This window comes from Oxalicibacterium solurbis, assembly GCF_014635845.1.
GTDB lineage: Bacteria > Pseudomonadota > Gammaproteobacteria > Burkholderiales > Burkholderiaceae_D > Oxalicibacterium > Oxalicibacterium solurbis.
This window is the reverse complement of record NZ_BMDP01000003.1, coordinates 175,094-192,178: the sequence shown is the minus strand read 5'-3', so window position 1 is coordinate 192,178 and position 17,085 is coordinate 175,094. Positions and strand designations below refer to the sequence as shown.

At 62.4% G+C, this 17,085-nt stretch carries 17 protein-coding genes; 11 read left to right on the top strand and 6 right to left on the bottom strand.

The window, feature by feature from the left end:
* Position 1: 1 nt before the first annotated feature.
* The 4 genes from IEV40_RS10850 to IEV40_RS10835 all read left to right on the top strand — a co-directional run bounded on the left by IEV40_RS10850 (position 2) and on the right by IEV40_RS10835 (position 4,025).
* Entirely contained in the window at positions 2–952 is a 951-nt protein-coding gene (locus IEV40_RS10850; protein WP_188421564.1) for an ABC transporter permease, read from the top strand.
* Complete coding sequence (locus IEV40_RS10845) at positions 949–1,944, top strand: ABC transporter ATP-binding protein (RefSeq protein ID WP_188421562.1); 996 nt, start codon at positions 949–951, stop codon at positions 1,942–1,944. The genes IEV40_RS10850 and IEV40_RS10845 overlap by 4 nt, the downstream gene beginning before the upstream one ends.
* Positions 1,937–2,956 carry an ABC transporter ATP-binding protein gene (locus tag IEV40_RS10840; protein ID WP_188421560.1) on the top strand — a complete coding sequence of 340 codons (1,020 nt, stop codon included), beginning with the start codon at positions 1,937–1,939 and terminating at the stop codon, positions 2,954–2,956. The genes IEV40_RS10845 and IEV40_RS10840 overlap by 8 nt, the downstream gene beginning before the upstream one ends.
* Positions 2,957–3,188: 232 nt before the next feature.
* Positions 3,189–4,025, top strand: coding sequence for a DUF3014 domain-containing protein (locus tag IEV40_RS10835; protein ID WP_188421558.1), 837 nt, complete (start codon positions 3,189–3,191; stop codon positions 4,023–4,025).
* A gap of 6 nt (positions 4,026–4,031) precedes the next feature.
* On the opposite strand, the gene IEV40_RS10830 is transcribed toward IEV40_RS10835, so the two are convergent.
* A complete protein-coding gene (locus IEV40_RS10830) occupies positions 4,032–5,246 on the bottom strand; it encodes a DUF418 domain-containing protein (RefSeq protein ID WP_188421556.1) in 1,215 nt (404 codons plus the stop codon).
* Positions 5,247–5,385: 139 nt separating this feature from the next.
* On the opposite strand from IEV40_RS10830, the gene IEV40_RS10825 reads away from it, so the two are divergent.
* The 3 genes from IEV40_RS10825 (at position 5,386) to mdoH (ending at position 10,100) form a co-directional block, all read left to right on the top strand.
* The gene (locus tag IEV40_RS10825; protein WP_188421554.1) at positions 5,386–5,712 is read left to right on the top strand and encodes a hypothetical protein; all 327 of its coding nucleotides are present in this window, start codon (positions 5,386–5,388) and stop codon (positions 5,710–5,712) included.
* 369 nt (positions 5,713–6,081) lie between these two features.
* Positions 6,082–7,584 (top strand): glucan biosynthesis protein G, encoded by a 1,503-nt coding sequence (locus tag IEV40_RS10820; RefSeq protein ID WP_188421552.1) that lies wholly within the window; start codon positions 6,082–6,084, stop codon positions 7,582–7,584.
* Complete coding sequence (gene mdoH, locus IEV40_RS10815) at positions 7,584–10,100, top strand: glucans biosynthesis glucosyltransferase MdoH (protein ID WP_188422362.1); 2,517 nt, start codon at positions 7,584–7,586, stop codon at positions 10,098–10,100. Before IEV40_RS10820 ends, mdoH begins: the two co-directional genes overlap by 1 nt.
* Before the next feature lie 55 nt (positions 10,101–10,155).
* Here the strand turns inward: mdoH and IEV40_RS10810 are convergent, their stop codons facing one another.
* From IEV40_RS10810 to trhO, 3 genes are read right to left on the bottom strand one after another with little or no spacing between them, the layout of a single operon-like run.
* Entirely contained in the window at positions 10,156–10,407 is a 252-nt protein-coding gene (locus IEV40_RS10810) for a hypothetical protein (RefSeq protein ID WP_188421550.1), read from the bottom strand.
* Positions 10,408–10,433: 26 nt separating this feature from the next.
* A complete protein-coding gene (locus IEV40_RS10805; RefSeq protein WP_188421548.1) occupies positions 10,434–11,345 on the bottom strand; it encodes a pseudouridine synthase in 912 nt (303 codons plus the stop codon).
* A 4-nt stretch (positions 11,346–11,349) separates the two neighbouring features.
* Positions 11,350–12,198, bottom strand: a complete 849-nt coding sequence (gene trhO, locus IEV40_RS10800) for an oxygen-dependent tRNA uridine(34) hydroxylase TrhO (protein WP_188421546.1) — start codon at positions 12,196–12,198, stop codon at positions 11,350–11,352.
* A gap of 232 nt (positions 12,199–12,430) precedes the next feature.
* On the opposite strand from trhO, the gene IEV40_RS10795 reads away from it, so the two are divergent.
* The 3 genes from IEV40_RS10795 to IEV40_RS10785 all read left to right on the top strand — a co-directional run bounded on the left by IEV40_RS10795 (position 12,431) and on the right by IEV40_RS10785 (position 13,594).
* Positions 12,431–12,925 (top strand): hemerythrin domain-containing protein, encoded by a 495-nt coding sequence (locus tag IEV40_RS10795; RefSeq protein WP_188421544.1) that lies wholly within the window; start codon positions 12,431–12,433, stop codon positions 12,923–12,925.
* Between the two features lie 95 nt (positions 12,926–13,020).
* The gene (locus IEV40_RS10790; protein WP_188421542.1) at positions 13,021–13,233 is read left to right on the top strand and encodes a hypothetical protein; all 213 of its coding nucleotides are present in this window, start codon (positions 13,021–13,023) and stop codon (positions 13,231–13,233) included.
* A gap of 37 nt (positions 13,234–13,270) precedes the next feature.
* Entirely contained in the window at positions 13,271–13,594 is a 324-nt protein-coding gene (locus IEV40_RS10785; protein WP_188421540.1) for a PQ-loop repeat-containing protein, read from the top strand.
* Between the two features lie 33 nt (positions 13,595–13,627).
* On the opposite strand, the gene IEV40_RS10780 is transcribed toward IEV40_RS10785, so the two are convergent.
* Complete coding sequence (locus IEV40_RS10780) at positions 13,628–14,707, bottom strand: AI-2E family transporter (protein WP_188421538.1); 1,080 nt, start codon at positions 14,705–14,707, stop codon at positions 13,628–13,630.
* Positions 14,708–14,897: 190 nt separating this feature from the next.
* Between IEV40_RS10780 and IEV40_RS10775 the strand changes: the two genes are divergently transcribed.
* A complete protein-coding gene (locus tag IEV40_RS10775; protein ID WP_229724072.1) occupies positions 14,898–15,614 on the top strand; it encodes an alpha/beta fold hydrolase in 717 nt (238 codons plus the stop codon).
* A gap of 74 nt (positions 15,615–15,688) precedes the next feature.
* Here the strand turns inward: IEV40_RS10775 and oxlT are convergent, their stop codons facing one another.
* Complete coding sequence (oxlT, locus tag IEV40_RS10770) at positions 15,689–16,966, bottom strand: oxalate/formate MFS antiporter (RefSeq protein WP_188421537.1); 1,278 nt, start codon at positions 16,964–16,966, stop codon at positions 15,689–15,691.
* Between the last annotated feature and the right edge of the window lie 119 nt (positions 16,967–17,085).

Here is a 17,085-nt window from a genome sequence, read left to right as displayed (position 1 = left end):
GATGGAAGAGACGATCACCTTGCTTGCGCAAGAAACGACGCACGCGCCGCCCGAATCGCCGTTGCAGCGTTTCCTGCGCAACTATCTCGCCAGCCGCATCGCGCTATGCGGTTCGGTGCTGCTGATCGCGATCGTCTTGGCCGCCATCTTCGCGCCGTGGCTGGCGCCGCAGAATCCTTACGACCTGTCGCAGGTCGACATCCTCGATGCGCGCCTGCCGCCGGGCGCGCAGGCGTCGGCGAACGCATCGATGAACAATGCGCATGGATCGATGACCTATCTGCTCGGCACCGACGAACAGGGCCGGGACATGCTGTCCGCCATCCTGTACGGTCTGCGCATCTCGGTGACGGTCGGCGTCGCCAGCACCATCGTCGCGCTGGCGATCGGCCTCGTGCTCGGTCTGATTGCCGGTTACGCGGGCGGGCGCGTCGATGCCTTCATCATGCGCATCGCCGATCTGCAGCTCGCGTTCCCGCCGATTCTGGTCGCGCTGATCCTGCTGGCGCTGATGGGGCCGGGCATCGGCAAGATCATCGTCGCGCTGATCGCCGTGCAATGGGCCTACTACGCGCGCACCGCGCGCGGCGCGGCGCTGGTCGAGCGGCAGAAGGAATACATCGAGGCAGCGCGCGGGCTTGGCCTGTCGTCGTTGCGCATCGCGTTCCGCCATCTGCTGCCGAACTGCCTGCCGCCGGTGATCGCGATTGCTGCGCTGCAGATCGCATCGGCGATCTCGCTGGAAGCGACGCTGTCCTTCCTCGGCCTCGGCCTGCCGGTGACGGAACCGTCGCTCGGCCTCTTGATTGCCAACGGCTTCGAATATCTGCTGTCCGGCCGCTACTGGATCAGCCTGTTCCCTGGCATCGCGCTGGTCGTCACCGTGGTGGCGATCAACCTCGTCGCCGATCAACTGCGCGACGTGCTGAATCCACGTTTGCAGACGCAATGACGATCCATTCTGCACAACCGGTCCTCGACGTGCGTCACTTGAGCACGCACATCGGCACGCGCGCCGGCACCGTGAAGGCGGTGGACGACGTGTCGTTCTCGGTGCGGCCCGGCGAGATCATGGGGCTGGTCGGCGAATCCGGTTCCGGCAAGTCGATGACCGCGTATTCGCTGATGCGGCTGCTTGATGCGCTGGCAAAAGTTGTCGCCGGCAGCGTGCTGCTGAACGGTCGCGATTTGCTGCAGGCATCGGAAGAAGCAATGCGCCAGTTGCGCGGCAACGACATCGCGATGATCTTCCAGGATCCGATGATGACGCTGAACCCGGTGCTGCGCATCGATACGCAGATGATCGAGGCGGTGCGCGCGCATGAAGACGTCAGTGTCGCCGTGGCACGCGCGATGGCACGCGAGACGCTGGCGCGCGTCGGCATCGCGTCGCCGGACGAACGGCTGCTGGCGTATCCGCACCAGTTCTCCGGCGGCATGCGGCAGCGCGTGGCGATCGCGATCGCGCTGCTGAACAAGCCGGACCTGATCGTTTGCGACGAACCGACCACCGCGCTCGACGTGACGATACAGGGACAGATCCTGTACGAGATGCAGACGCTGTGCCGCGAATCGGGCACGGCATTGATCTGGATCACGCATGATCTGTCGGTTGTCGCCGGATTGGCCGACACGGTGGCCGTCATGTACGCCGGCCGCATCGTCGAATCCGGCAGCGTGCAGGACGTGCTGCGCTCGCCACGTCATCCCTATACGCATGGCCTGATCGCGTCGTCGCCATCGAACAACCGGCGCGGCGAAGCGCTGAAGCAGATTCCGGGCGCGACGCCGTCGCTGCTGAACCTGCCGTCCGGCTGCGCATTCCGCACGCGCTGCGAACGGGCGACGGAGATATGCGCCAGCGATCCGCCGTTCGAAGCGATCGACGGCCGCACGTTGCGCTGCTTCCATCCGATCGTCGACGCAGGAGGTGCGCATGGCTGAACGCGCAATCCCCGAAAGCGAAACGCCGCTGCTCGCACTGCGCGACGTCAGCAAGCGTTTCGTCAAGCCGGCCGATGCGATCGACCGCGTTGCGCGTGCGTTCGGTGCCGGCAAGCCGGCAGAAGTCGTGCATGCAGTCGATCGTGTGTCGCTCGATATCCGGCGCGGTGAAGTGGTCGGCCTGGTCGGCGAATCCGGCTGCGGCAAATCGACGCTGGGTCGCATGGCGGTCGGCCTGCACACGCTGTCGTCCGGCACGCGGCAATGGCAGGGCGACGACATCGATGCGATGCCTGCTGCACGTCAGCGTGCGTTGCGTCTGGCGATGCAGATGATTTTCCAGGACCCGTATGCATCGCTGAATCCGCGGCTGCGTGTCGATGCCATCGTCGGCGAAGCGCCGGTCGCGCACGGCCTCGTGCCGCGTGCGCAGCGCAGCGACTACGTCGCCGAACTGCTGCAGCGTGTCGGCCTCGATCCTGCGCTGGCGCGCCGCTTTCCGCACCAGTTCTCCGGCGGCCAGCGCGCGCGCATCGGCATCGCGCGCGCACTCGCGGTGAAGCCGGAACTGCTGGTGTGCGACGAAGCGGTCGCCGCGCTGGACGTTTCCATTCAGGCGCAGGTGCTGAACCTGTTCATGCGCCTGCGCGACGAACTCGATCTGACCTATCTGTTCATCAGCCACGATCTCGGTGTGGTGCGCCACATCGCGGATCGCGTCGTCATCATGTACCTGGGCCGTATCGTCGAATCGGCACCGGCCGATGAATTGTTCGCGCATCCCAATCATCCGTACACGATTGGTCTGCTGGCGTCGGCGCCGACGCTGGAGGTGAAGAAGATTGCCTTCCAGCCGGTGGCCGGCGAGATGCCGTCGCCGCTGCATCCGCCGTCGGGCTGCCACTTTCATCCGCGCTGTCCGCACGCGATGCCGCGCTGCCGCGTCGAGCAGCCGCTGCTGAAGGAAGTCGCGCCGCAGCATTTCTCGGCCTGCCATCTGAACGATAGTTGAGGCAGGGTGGCTAGACGCCATTTTCATTAACAGACGATGTTACGTAGCGTCTTGTTGGTTCGGTCTTGTTGATTCGATCTCGTCAATGGATCTTCTTAACTGATCTTGTTAATCGGTCAAGTTGCGCATGTCGCGCAATCGGACGACAGTAAACAATTTGCATTGAAATGACTTTCCGTGCGGAACTTCGCATGCCGCGCGCACTCGCATACCGACAAGGAGGGTAGTCGCAATGAAGAAAGTAATCGGTTTGTTGGTCATCGTCGCAGTGGCGGTGGCCGGATATTTCTGGTGGCAGCACAATATGCGCGAGACGGTTGAGCCGTTGCCGCCGCCGGTAGCGGTCGAACAGCCGCCGGTCGTCGAAGCGCCGCCGGCCGCACCGCAGGAGCCGCTGATCCAGCATCCGATCGAAGAGGCACCGGCCGAGCAGCCGCTGCCGGCCATCGACGACAGCGATCGTCAATTGACGCAAGCGCTGCAGGCGTTGACGGGCAGCGAACTGTGGCGCTTCATTTTCCTGCCGGATCGTCTGGTGCGCCACATCGTGGCGACGGTCGACAATCTGCCGCGCCAGGAAGTCTCGACCAAGGTGTGGCCGGTGCGTCCTGCCGGTTCCTGGCTGCAGGTCGAAGGCAGTGGCGGCGATCTGCATCTGTCGCCATCGAATGCGCAGCGCTACGAGCGGTATGTGGAGCTGGTGCAGCGTGTGGATACGGCAAAGCTGGTCGCCATCTACAAGCAGTTCTATCCGCTGTTCCAGCGTGCGTATGTCGAACTCGGCTATCCCGACGGCTATTTCAATGATCGTCTGGTTGTGACGATCGACGATCTGCTGGCTGCCCCCGAACTGGAAGAGCCGCCGCAACTGGTGCAGAACAAGGTGTTGTACCAGTACGCCGATCCCGATCTGGAAAGCCGTTCGGCCGGCCAGAAGATCATGATGCGCATCGGCGTGACCAACGAGCGCATCGTCAAGAAGAAGCTGCGTGCCTTGCGCGCGGCGGTGACGAACATGCCGCCGCAGCCGAAGTCGTCGGAACTGGCACCGCCGCAAGCGGTGCACTGATGTGTGTCATCGGGCCGCTGGATCGCGTGCGATCCAGCGCCGATGCAGATACTCCACCGGCCCTTGCCGGTAGCGCGACAGCCACCAGCGGCTGAAAAACAGTTGCACCAGCATGATCGCGCCTGCAATTGCCAGCCAGCCGGCTGGCGGCAGTTTCGTCCCTAGTCCGAAGCCCGCGCCCTGCAGCAGCAGCGCGCACAGCAACGACTGCATCAGATAATTGGTCAATGCCATGCGGCCTACCGGCGCCAGCCAGCGCTGCAGATGACGCATGATGTCGCCGCCGGCCAGCATGAAGGCGGCGACATACGCCGCGGCCAGGCTCGCACCGCCCACTGGCAGCCACGAATACAGTGCGTAATCGAGTCGCGCCGGATGCAGCGGGTCGATCGCCTCGCCCAGTATCATCGTCGCCCACAACAGGTTGAACGGAATGCCGATCAGCAGGCCGATTGCCAGCACGCGCCGCCACAGCTTGCGATGCCGCTCAGGCTGCGTCAGCCAGCGCAGCCGCACGGCCAGCACGCCGAGCAGGAACAGGATGGCGACGTGCGGCACGATCAGGATCGATTGCATCGTGACCGCCACGTAATCGTTCAGGCGCTGCCACGCGATCGCGACCAGCGAGCCTTGCGTGTAGACCAGATGCGAAGCCTGCGCGCTGTCGAACATCGCGCGGCCCTGCGCCTGCAGTTCGCCGCCGTTCAGCAGCCACACGTTGAGGAAGAAGCCCGTCAGCAGCAGCAAGCCGAACACCAGCGCCCAGTTGCGCAGCGATGCCGTCACCGTGCGCAGCCGCGCGCCGACCAGCCCCATCAATACCCAGAAGCCGGCGATGGCGTACAGCGTCAGGATGTCGCCGAACCAGATCAGCGTGCCGTGCAGCACGCCGCAGGCCAGCAGCCATTGCAGCCGCCGGCGGTACAGCCGCTTGGCGTCGCCCCAGCTGCCGGTGCGCCGCCGCGTCGATTGCGTGACCAGCGCGAAGCCGGCACCGAACAGGAAGGCGAAGATCGGATAGAACTTCTGTTCGGCGAAGAAAGCGACGAAGGCCACCGACAGGATGTCGGCCAATGTCGCATCGGCCGGCAGCACACCGTAGCGCAGCGTCTCGAAACCCCAGACGAAGGACCAGACGTTGACCAGCAGGATGCCGAAGACGGCGAGGCCGCGCAGCGCGTCGATGCGGAGTTGGCGGTCGGTGACGGAAGCGTTCGACATGAGGGGGGCGCTCGAAAAATCCCGACAGCATAGCGTCAAACGATGCGCGCGGGCGTCCGGCATGCCGGTTCGCCGTGCTGTTATGCTGCCGTTCTTGCTGTTCTGCATAATGCCGCCGTCATCATCATCGCAATCGTCCATGCCGCGCCGCCATCATCACCATGTCTACGTCGTCGAACTGGCGTCCGACGTCTGGTACGAGCCGCGCTTTCGCAAGGCCAATCCGGACTATGTGCGCGGCAAGCCGTGCGTCTATGTCGGCATGACGGGACTGGACCCCGATCTGCGTTTCGATCGCCACAAGGCTGGCATCCAGGGCAACAGATTCGTCACGCAATACGGTCTGCGTCTGCTGCCCGAACTCTATGCGGTCTACAATCCGATGCCCTATGCCGCCGCCTGCGAGATGGAGGTGGAACTCGGGATTGCGCTGCGCGAGGCCGGCTACGGCGTCTGGCAGGCTTGAGCTAGATTGTTGCTGCAGGCAGGCAACTTTTTTGCGCCGGCAAGGAACCTTTCCGTCCTCTGTCTATCCATCCCCTGTTCGACAGTGTCCCGAACCGCCGTTTCGCCAGCGTCGTCTGCATTGCGAGGCGGCAAGGGTCGCGGGAGTCAATGTAAAATCCGATATCTTGTCCGGCCGCCAACATGCGGTTGCTGCGGCTCGGCAGAGCAATCGGACGGCATGGCGCATCGGCGCCGCCTTTCCTGAGTTCCGCGCCGGCTTCGGCCGACTGCACGCCGCTTGCCGGGCTTTCGGCGATGTGCGTGCGATGTGCTTTGATTGGAAACCATGTTCTTGAATGTTTTAAAACCGGTACGATTCCGTCGACAAATGCGTCGACAGGCGCTTGTTTTAGCGCTGGCGCTGCTTCCCTGCATTCCTTCCCTCGCATTCGATTTCAATACTGTTGCCAAGAAGGCGAAACAACTCTCTGAAAGCGCCTACAAGGAGCCGAAGAAGAATATTTCGCCGCTGCTGGCCAACCTCAGTTACGACCAGTACAAGGCGATTCACTTCAAGCCCGAAAAGGCCTACTGGCACGATCGCAAGCTGCCGTTCGAGCTGACCTTCTTCCATCAGGGGCGCCAGTACGATACGCCGGTGCGCATCAATGAACTGGTCGGCGGCCGTGCGCGCGTGATTGCTTTCGATCCGCGTTCCTTCGATTACGGCGGCCTGAAGACGACGGCGCAGGATTTGCGTCACCTGGGCTTCGCCGGTTTCAGCGTGCAGTACCCATTGAATACGGCCAAGAGCAAGGACGAGTTTCTGGTCTTCCTCGGCGCCAGCTATCTGCGCGCAGTCGGCAAGAACCAGGCATATGGCGTATCGGCGCGCGGGCTGGCGATCGATACCGCGCTGAACTCCGGCGAGGAATTCCCGCGCTTCACCGAATTCTGGATCGAGCGCCCCGGTGCGAAGAGCAAGCAGCTGACGATCTACGCGCTGCTCGATTCCAAGCGCGCTACCGGCGCCTATCGTTTCATCGTCAAGCCGGGCGAGCAGACGATCACCGAAGTGAAATCGCAACTGTATCTGCGCGAGAACGTGACCAAGCTCGGCATCGCGCCGATGACCAGCATGTATTACTTCGGCGAGAACCAGCGCGCGCCGGTCGAGGACTATCGTCCCGAGGTGCACGATTCGGACGGCCTGTCGATCGCCTCCGGCACCGGCGAGTGGATCTGGCGTCCGCTGGTCAATCCGAAGCGTTTGCTGGTTACCTCGTATTCGCTCAGCAATCCGAGCGGTTTCGGCCTGGTGCAGCGCGACGATCGCCAGAGCAGCTACGAAGATTTGCGCACGCGTTACGAAACGCATCCGAGCGCGTGGATCGAGCCGATCGGCAAATGGGGTTCGGGCCGTGTCGAGCTGATACAGATTCCGACGCCGGACGAGATGAACGACAACATCGTCGCCTTCTGGGTGCCGGATCGCCTGCCCAAACCGGGCCAGCCGATCGACTTCGAATATCGCGCCTCGTGGGGCAAGCAGTCGCAGCAACTGCCGCCGCTGTCGTGGGTGACGCAGACACGTCGCGGGCAGGGCGCGCCACGCAAGCCGGACGGCAGCGTGGCCTTGTATGTCGATTTCGACGGCCCGGTCTTCAAGAAGCTGCCGCGTGATGCCAAGGTCGATATCCGCGTGTCGGCCGACGCGAACGGCCAGATCCTGGAATCGGCTGCCTATCCGAACGAAGCCACCGGAGGCTGGCGTGCCGCAGTGCGCGTCAAGCGTGTCGACGACAGCAAGCCGGTCGAACTGCGCGGCTTCCTGCAAAACGACAACGCCACGCTTTCCGAAACGTGGAGCTACATCCTGCCGGCGGAATGATGGAAACAACACGCATACCGCTGCCGTGCCGGCAATATCTGGATCATCTGTCGCTGCCGCGTGCGCAGCGCGACGAGATCGAAGCACAACTCACCGCGATGCCGGCTGCCACCGCACGTGAAGCGATGGCGAACCTGCATCGCATTCTGGCCGGCGACGATGTCGATGTGGCGAACCCCGCCTACGGCTCGATCGCTGCGCGCGCGCAGACGGCGATCGAACAGGATGATGCCTGGGCATGCGACGATGCGGCGATTCAATCGCCGCAATCGTTGGCGCCTCCGCAGCAACTGAAGGTTGCGCCGCCTGTCCATCGCGCGTCGATGGTGCCGGAACCGTGGGGTGCGCTAAATCCGCTGGTGCGCTGGTGCAAGCGCACGTTCGGCCGCGACCAGTCGCCTGCGCCGTGGGAAGCGGGCGAGGCGGCGCCGGAGCCGGTGCATCCGGCACGCGGCGGCCTGCGTCGTCTGGTGTTGCTGTTCCTGATGCTGGGGCAGACCGCGCTGGCGACTTTCTACATGAGCCGCGTGTTGCCTTACCAGGGTACGACGCCGCTGGAAATCTCGATGCTGGCGCTGTTCGCACTGTTGTTCTGCTGGGTGTCCGCCGGTTTCTGGACGGCGATGACCGGCTTCCTGCTGCTGGCTACCGGCAAGGATGCCTACCTGATTTCGAAAACGGCCGTCACCGGCGGCGCGATCGATCCGGCTGCGCGCACGGCGATCGTCATGCCGATCTGCAATGAAGACGTCACGCGCGTGTTTGCCGGCCTGCGCGCCACCTACGAATCGGTGCAGAAAACCGGCAAGCTGGACCGCTTCGATTTCTTCGTGTTGAGCGATACCAACAGCAGCGATACCGCCGCTGCCGAAGTCGCCGCCTGGACGCGGCTGTGCAATGCGGTGGGCGGTTTCGGCCGCATCTTCTATCGCCGCCGCCAGCGCCGCGTGCGCCGCAAGAGCGGCAATATCGACGACTTCTGCCGTCGCTGGGGCAAGGATTACCGCTACATGATCGTGCTCGATGCCGACAGCGTGATGAGCGGCGACTGCCTGACGAAACTGGTGCAGGCGATGGAGGCCAATCCGGATGCCGGCATCATCCAGACCGCGCCGCGTGCCGCCGGTCGCGATACCTTGTATGCGCGCATCCAGCAGTTCTCGACGCGCGTCTACGGCCCGCTGTTCACGGCAGGGCTGCATTACTGGCAGCTGGGCGAATCGCATTACTGGGGCCACAACGCGATCATCCGCATGCAGCCCTTCATCGAGCATTGCGCGCTGGCGCTGCTGCCGGGCAAGGGGCCGTTCGCCGGCGAAATCCTGTCGCACGATTTCATCGAGGCGGCGATGATGCGGCGCGCCGGCTGGAAAGTCTGGATCGCCTACGATCTCGACGGCTCGTACGAAGAGATGCCGCCGAACCTGCTGGATGAACTGAAGCGCGATCGCCGCTGGTGCCAGGGCAACCTGATGAACTTCCGCCTGTTCATGGCGCGCGGCATGCACAGCGTGCATCGCGCGGTGTTCGTCACCGGCGTGATGGCTTACCTGTCGGCGCCGCTGTGGTTCCTGTTCCTGATTCTGTCCACCGCGTTGCTGGCGCAGCATACGCTGACCGAGCCGGCCTACTTCACCGAGCCGTGGCAGCTGTTCCCCACGTGGCCGCAATGGCATCCGGAAAAGGCGCTGGCGCTGTTTTCCGCAACGGCCACCTTGCTGTTTCTGCCGAAGATTCTCAGCGTACTGCTGGTCTGCATCCAGGGCGCGCAGCAATTCGGCGGACGTTTCCGTGTCGTCATGAGCATGCTGATCGAAATGCTGTTCTCGATGATGCTGGCGCCGGTGCGCATGCTGTTTCATACGCACTTCGTCGTCGCCGCTTTCATGGGTTGGGCGCTGCGCTGGAAATCGCCGTCGCGCGAGGATTCCGAAACGACGCCGGGCGAGGCATTTCGTTACCACGGCTACCAGACGCTGCTGGGTCTGGCATGGGGCGGCGCGATCTTCTGGCTGAACCCGGCCTTCCTGCCGTGGCTGCTGCCGATCTGCGGTTCGCTGGCGGTGGCGATTCCGGTGTCGATCTATTCGAGCCGCGTGTCGCACGGCCTGCAGTTCAAGCGCGCGAAACTGTTCCTGATCCCGGAAGAAGCGACGCCCCCGATCGAATTGTCGGAGACGGTGCGCTATGTGAAGGAAGCGCCGGAAGAAGCGGATTTCGTGCAGGCAGTGATCGAGCCGGTGTTCAACGCCGTGGTCTGCGCGACCGGCAAGCTGCATCCGCATCGTTCGTTGCTGGCGCAGGAAATGCGCGCCAATCTCGTGCAGACGGCATTGCTGAGCGGTCCGTCGGCATTGGCCGATGCGCAGAAGAATGCGTTGCTGGCCGATCCGCTTTTCCTGTCGCGCCTGCACCTTGCCGTCTGGACCAACGACAATGCACACACCATCTGGCGGCAGGCCATCGGTTCGCCGGCTGAATCGGCTGCACCGATTGCGCTGCGGCATGCGGCCTGACGATCGCAGGCGAGCGTAAATGAAAAAGCCCCGTCCGAGAACGGGGCTTTTTGTTTCAGGAGACGGCGTTCGTCAGCAAATGGATTGCAGTACTCAGCAACATGCCCAGCAACACAACCAGCAGCAGCGCCACGCACAGCGCCGGCAATATCGCCAGGCCAAACACCACCATCTGCACGGCTATGCGCTGCAAGGGAGGATGTTGCCGGCCGAAGCGGTCGGCGAATTTCTCCGCCAGCCATTCGGCCAGCGGCGTGACCATCGCCGAGAGCACACTCGCAAATACGCGGCCTGTCGTTTCCAGCATTCTCTCTCCCCGTTTTCTTTTCGTCGTCAGAACGACAGCGTGCGGCGGCTTTCGAATATGTGCGCCTCGCCCGTCACCGGATCGGTGAAACGCACCGATTTTGCCAGCAGCTGCAGCGGCTGCGTGTAATCCTGATTCGCGCCTTCGTCCGGATACAGATGCGGATAGATGCGGTCGTTGACGATGGGAATGCCGAGCACGGCCATGTGCGCGCGCAATTGGTGCTTCTGGCCGGTCACCGGCTCCAGCGCATAGCGAGCAAGATCGTCGCGGCGTTCCAGCAGCGCGATGCGGGTTTCCGCATTCGGTTCGCCTTGCGCTTCCGTCATCTGCATGAAGGCCTTGCTTTCGATCAGGCGGCTGCGGTGCACGCATGGCAGGACCAGATCGTCGCGGAACGGCGCGATCGCTTCGTAACGCTTCTCGACGCTGCGATCGCGAAACAGCGTCTGGTACAGATTGCGATGAGAAGGCTGCACGGTGAACAGCACGAGACCTGCGGTATCGCGATCGATGCGGTGCATGGGTGTCAGCGTGTCGATGCCGAGCAGTCGCTTCAGCCGCACCAGCAGCGTTTCCTGCACGTAGCGGCCGGATGGCGTGACCGGCAGGAAGTGCGGCTTGTCGGCCACGACCAGATGCGCGTCCTGATACAGCACTTCGATCTCGAACGGGATACGCGGCTCGGACGCAAGCGTGCGGTAATAGAAGACGCGAGGCAGCGGGCGGTAAGGTTCATGCGGTTGTAGCGGATTGCCTTGCGCATCCAGCACTTCGCCGCGCTGCATGCGCGCGACCCAATCGGTGTGGTCGACGGCGGGAAATCGCTGTGCGAAGAATTCCGCCATCGTGCGCCACGGCCCCGGCGGCAGCGCGACGCTGCTCGGACTGACGCCGGCAATCACCGGCGGCTGCCACGCGGGAAGCGGACGCCCCATTTATCTAGTCGCTTTCCTCGAGGCGACGCGCGCGCTGCAGCCGCCATTCCCATTCGGGATGGCCGCCGTACACGTCTTCCGGCGTGGTGGCGGTTTCCTGCAGATGCGTATCGAGCGCGATGCGGTTGTCGAAGACGAAGCATTCGCCTTCCCAGTCGCGATCAGCATCCGGCATCTGCAGGAAATAGTTGAGGATGCCGCCCTCCAGTTGATAGACCGGCACGCCCATGTCGTGCATCCAGACGCTGGTCTTTTCGCAGCGGATGCCGCCGGTGCAATACATCGCGACGCGCTTGCCCTGCGCTTTCCATTCGGGCAGATGTTCCTCGATGAAGGCCGGGAAGTCGCGGAAATTGTCGACACCCGGATCGATCGCGTTGTGGAAGCGGCCCAGCTGGTATTCGAAGCTGTTGCGATTGTCGATGACGACGACGTCGTCCTGCGCGATCAGTTCGCGCCATTGCTGCGGGCTGACATCGATGCCGCCGGCGGCCGTCGCATCCACGTCGTCCACGCCGAGCTGCACGATCTCCGGTTTGCGATGCACCTTCATCCGTGCGAACGGCGCCGTGCTGCAGGCGCTGCGCTTGAAGGCGATGCCGGCGAAGCAGCCGTCGAATGCGGCGTCGTGCTGCAGCGCATGTTCGAAGGCATCGAGCGCTGCCATGTTGCCTGCCAGCACGCCGTTGATGCCTTCCTCGGCAACCAGGATGCTGCCGAGCAGGTCGGCCGTCAGCTCGCGCAGGCGCGCGGCGACCGCATCGGGATCGGCGATGCGGACGAATTTGTAAAAGGCGGTATGGAACAGCGGCGCAGCGTTGCCGGCGACGGTGTCCGGAGGCAGGGAATTCATGGCGGAATTGTCGCAGATTTGCCGGTCTGTAGCGTATCGCGGCGTGCCATGGACGGCGGCAATGTGGCACATGCAATACAGCAAGATGATTGCGTGGCGTGCCGCAGTCGGTGATCCGGATTCCGACAGAAGTTGGTGTCAATGTCTGATACGCGCGGCCGAGCTGCGGGCATACATTTTCCACTGGCATTCGAAGTTATCCAAAACGCGATTTCACCTTCAGGAGAAAGACATGACGTCCAAATCAGCGCACAAGCCAGCCAAATCAGCCAGCACAGACGCAATTTCGCTGCTGATGGAGGACCACGAGAATGTGAAGAAGCTTTTCAAGGAATACGAAAAACTCGCCAAGCATGGCGATCTCGACGGCAAGGTCGATATCGCCAACCAGATCTGCGAGGAGTTGACGATTCACACGATGATCGAGGAAGAAATTTTCTATCCGGCGGCGCGTACGGCGTTCGGCGATGCAGAAGATCTGATCAACGAAGCGGAAGTCGAACATGCGACGGCCAAGGATCTGATCGCGCAGATCCAGGAGATGGCCGGCGACGACCCGATGTACGACGCGACAGTCAAGGTCCTGTCCGAATACATCGACCATCATGTGAAGGAAGAGGAAACCGAGATGTTCCCGAAAGCGAAGAAAGCCAGGCTGGATCTGGAGGGCCTCGGTATGCAAATGATGGAACGCAAGGAAGAACTCGGCGCCGAAGCAGTCGCATGATACGCGCCGCAGCCTCTTCGTATCCTGCGCGGCGCGATGTCTGTGTGCAGACGTTTCGGTTGCGCCGCGCGCGTGCGGGAAAGGCGGGAATCACCATGTCGAAAAAGAACAGCGGCATCAACGACCGGCACGACGAAAGCGGCGAGCAAAGCCATGTCGACGGCAATTCGGGGCTGGACAATCTGATCGACGGCGAAGCGTTGCCGGACCCGCCAGATGTGATCGATGTGGCGCAGGCGCGTGAGCTGCAGCGGCGCGCAAGTACGTTGACACGCACGCCGACCAAGCGCGACAGCGATATCTTCTGAGCCGCGGTGCCGCGGCGAAAAACTTGCCGGAGGATGGATGAGCGACATCATCGGCTGGAGCAGTGCCGCCGTGCTGCTGTTGACGGTTTCGGCACAGGTTCTGCAGCAGTGGAAAAGCCGCAGCAGCGCAGGCGTGTCGCCGTGGCTGTTCATCGGGCAGATCAGCGCGTCTGCCGGCTTCGTCGCCTACAGCATCGCGGTCGGCGATGCGGTTTTCACGGCGACCAATACCTTGCTGCTGCTGGCCGCGATACTGGGGCAGGTGCTGTATCTGCGCAATCGCTGCGCCGAACGGCGCAAGAGTAACGGCGCCGAACATCTGGCCGATGGCGGCACGCCGGCCACCTCGCTGCCACCATAGGACGCCGTATATATCGTCTATACGGTCCGGTGTTTAATCCGGACGATGCAGTTTTTCCGTTTCGTCCTTCTGGTTGCCGGCCGAAAACGTCTGCCACAGCGTGATGAACATTGCTGCGATCACCGGCCCGATGACGAAGCCGTTCAGGCCCAGCAGCGCCATGCCGCCGACGGTGGAAATCAGCACGATGTAATCCGGCATCTGCGTATCCTTGCCGACCAGCATGGGGCGCAAGATGTTATCCACCAGCCCGATCACCAGCACGCCGAAGGCGATCAGCACGACGCCTTGCCAGATGGAACCGGTCAGCAGGAAGTAGATGGCGACCGGCGCCCAGATTAGCGCGGCGCCGACTGCCGGCAGCAGCGACAGGAAGGCCATGATCACGGCCCACAGCAATGCACCCTTTACGCCGAGGAACCAGAATGCGATGCCGCCCAGCGCACCCTGCACGGCGGCGACGATGATGTTGCCCTTGACGGTGGCGCGAATCGCGCCGGTCAGGTTGTTGAACAGCTGTCGCTTGTGCTCCTGGTTCAGCGGTGCGGCCTGCCGGATCTGTGCGGCAAGGCGATCGCCATCGCGCAGCAGGAAGAACAGGATGTACAGCATGATCGTGAAGCCGACCAGGAAGTTGAAGGTGTTCTGGCCGATGTTGATCGCCTGCCGCGTGAAGAACTCGCTGCCTTGTACTGCGGCAGCGGCCAGTTTGGCCTGCAGGGCCGTCAGGTTGCCGATGCCGAAACGGTCGAGGATGCCGATCAGCCAGGAAGGCATGGCGGAGAAGCCCTTCTGGATGAAGGCGACAAAATCGATCTGGCCGCCGCGGATTTCGGCATAGAAGGCCGAGGCTTCGCGCACCAGCGAGACCGAGATCAGTGTCAGCGGCAGGATCACGACCACCAGGCACAGCAGCAGCGTTGCCAGTGCGGCCAGGTTTTCGCGTTTGTGCATCTTGTGCAGCATCTTGCGGTAGAACGGTGCAAACAGGATGGCCAGCACGATGGACCAGAACACTGCGCCGTAGAACGGCAGCAGGATGACGACAAAGGCGATCGAAAAAACGATCAGCAACGTCAGGAAGGTTTTTTCGCGGATTCCTTGATAGTTCATGTGAAGGCGCCCCGATGGGCCGCGGCATTATGGGTGCATCCATCCTACCCGAAGTTGTCGCGGCTGCGACGGGTTTCGGCGTTGCTTGCCGTTGTTGTCTGTTGTTGCCGGTGTATTGCGGAACGCATGGCCGAAGCGCTTGTCCATGCAGGAAGATCGACCGGCCATCTCTGGCTGAAAGGAGAACGCAATGTCCTACCTGATGAAGCCCAACCTGATTCTGTTGCCGGGACTGTTGAACGACGCGCGTTTATGGCGCGCACAGGCCGAAGGCCTGGCCGATATCGCCAACGTATCGGTGGCGGACCTGACGCGCAGCGACACGATGGCCGACCTGGCCGCCGACGTGCTGGAACAGGTGCCGGCCGGCATGTTCGCGCTGGCCGGATTGTCGATGGGCGGCTATGTCGCGCTGGAAATCATGCGGCAGGCGCCGGAACGCGTGACGGCGTTGGCGCTGATCGATACCAGCGCGCGGCCGGACACGTTAGAAGCGACGGCAAATCGCCAGCGGCTGATTGCCATGGCGCACACGGATTTTCCCGCGGTGCCGCGTGAGCTGATGCCGAAGCTGCTGTATCCGCCGCATCTGGAAGAACCACACATCGTCGATTGCATCGAGGACATGGCGGCAACGGTCGGCCCCGATGCCTTTGTGCGTCAGCAGCACGCGATCATGGCGCGCGTTGACAGTCGCGACAGTCTGCCGCGCATCAGTTGCCCGTCACTGGTACTGTGCGGCCGCGAGGATGGCATCACGCCGGTGGAGGTGCATGAGGAAATGGCTGCGCTGATTCCACGTGCAACGATGACGATCGTTGAGCATTGCGGCCATCTGTCGGCGCTGGAGAAGCCCGATGCGGTGACGGCAGCGCTACGCAATCTGCTGCAAGGCAAGCCGTGCTGAACGTTTGCCGGAACGATGGATAAAAAAAGACCGGCACGAAGGCCGGTCCGGAAAATTGACTGAACGAAAGTCGATCAGTTCTTGCTCATGAACTTGGAACGCATCGGCTTCAACACGAACCATGCCATCAGTGCGGCGGCAGCATTCAGGATACTTGCCAGCACGAACACGGCATACCAGCCACCCGTTGCCGAAGCGATCACTGCGGAAATCGGAACCAGCAGCGATGCCGTGCCTTTGGCGGTGTACAGCAGGCCGGAGTTGGCCGTTGCGAACTTGGCGCCGAAGGTATCTGCGCAGGTCGACGGGAACAGCGAGTAGATTTCGCCCCATGCGAAGAACACGATACCGGTCAGGATCACGAACGCGATCGGGTCATGACCCCAGTGGTACAGAGCCAGGATGCCGACTGCTTCGATTGCGAAGGCGATGAACATCGTCGGTTCGCGGCCGATCATGTCGGAGATCCAGCCGAAGAACGGACGGGTCAGGCCGTTCAGCACGCGGTCGATTGCCAGTGCGAAGGTCAGTGCAGGCAACACCATGCCGAACACGTTGAAGTTGACGTCGAACACCTTGAAGTCGTGTGCGATCGAACCCAGTTGCGCGGTTGCCATCAGGCCGCCGGCAGCCACCATCACGAACATCAGGTACATGATCCAGAACACAGGCTGACGCAGAACTTCGCTCGGCTTGAATTCGTTTTTGGACTGCTGCACCTTGGCGTTGCTTGCTTCGCCTTTCTTGTGCTCGGGAGCACGTGTCAGGAACAGCGCGATCAGCACGACGATGATGCCCTGGCCGATACCGAAGTACAGGAACGCAGCTTCATAGCCTTTTTCGGCGATCATCGACGAGATCGGGATGATGGTCGCAGCGGAACCGGCGCCGAAACCGGCAGCGGTCAGGCCGGCTGCCAGACCGCGGCGGTCCGGGAACCATTTCAGCGCATTGCCGACGCAGGTGCCGTAGACAGCGCCTGCACCCACGCCGCAGATGATGGCGGAAATGTAGAACAGTGCCAGCGAATCGGCGAACGAATTGATGAACCAGCCGAGGCCGCACAGGATGCCGCCGACCAGAACGACAGGGCGTGGGCCGAATTTATCGACGAACCAGCCTTCGATAGGAACGAGCCAGGTTTCGGTGATGACGAAGATCGTGAATGCCACTTGAATGGCAGCACGGCTCCAGCCGTATTTTTGCGAAATAGGATCGACGAACAGGGTCCAACCGTACTGCAGGTTAGCGATCATCGCCATGGCGACGATGCCCAGGATCAACTGCATCCAGCGATAAGAGGCCGGACGGCTGACTTCGGCAGTCAGCGTAGCGGAAGCGGTTTGATTCATTTTGCCTTCTCTCAACTCTCAAGTATGTAATTGCACGTCACGACCTGTGCCGTGCGCCCGTTGCCATAAACACTTGATTCGATGCGATCATTCTCGGCTGCATCGTTTGCGGGAAAGCC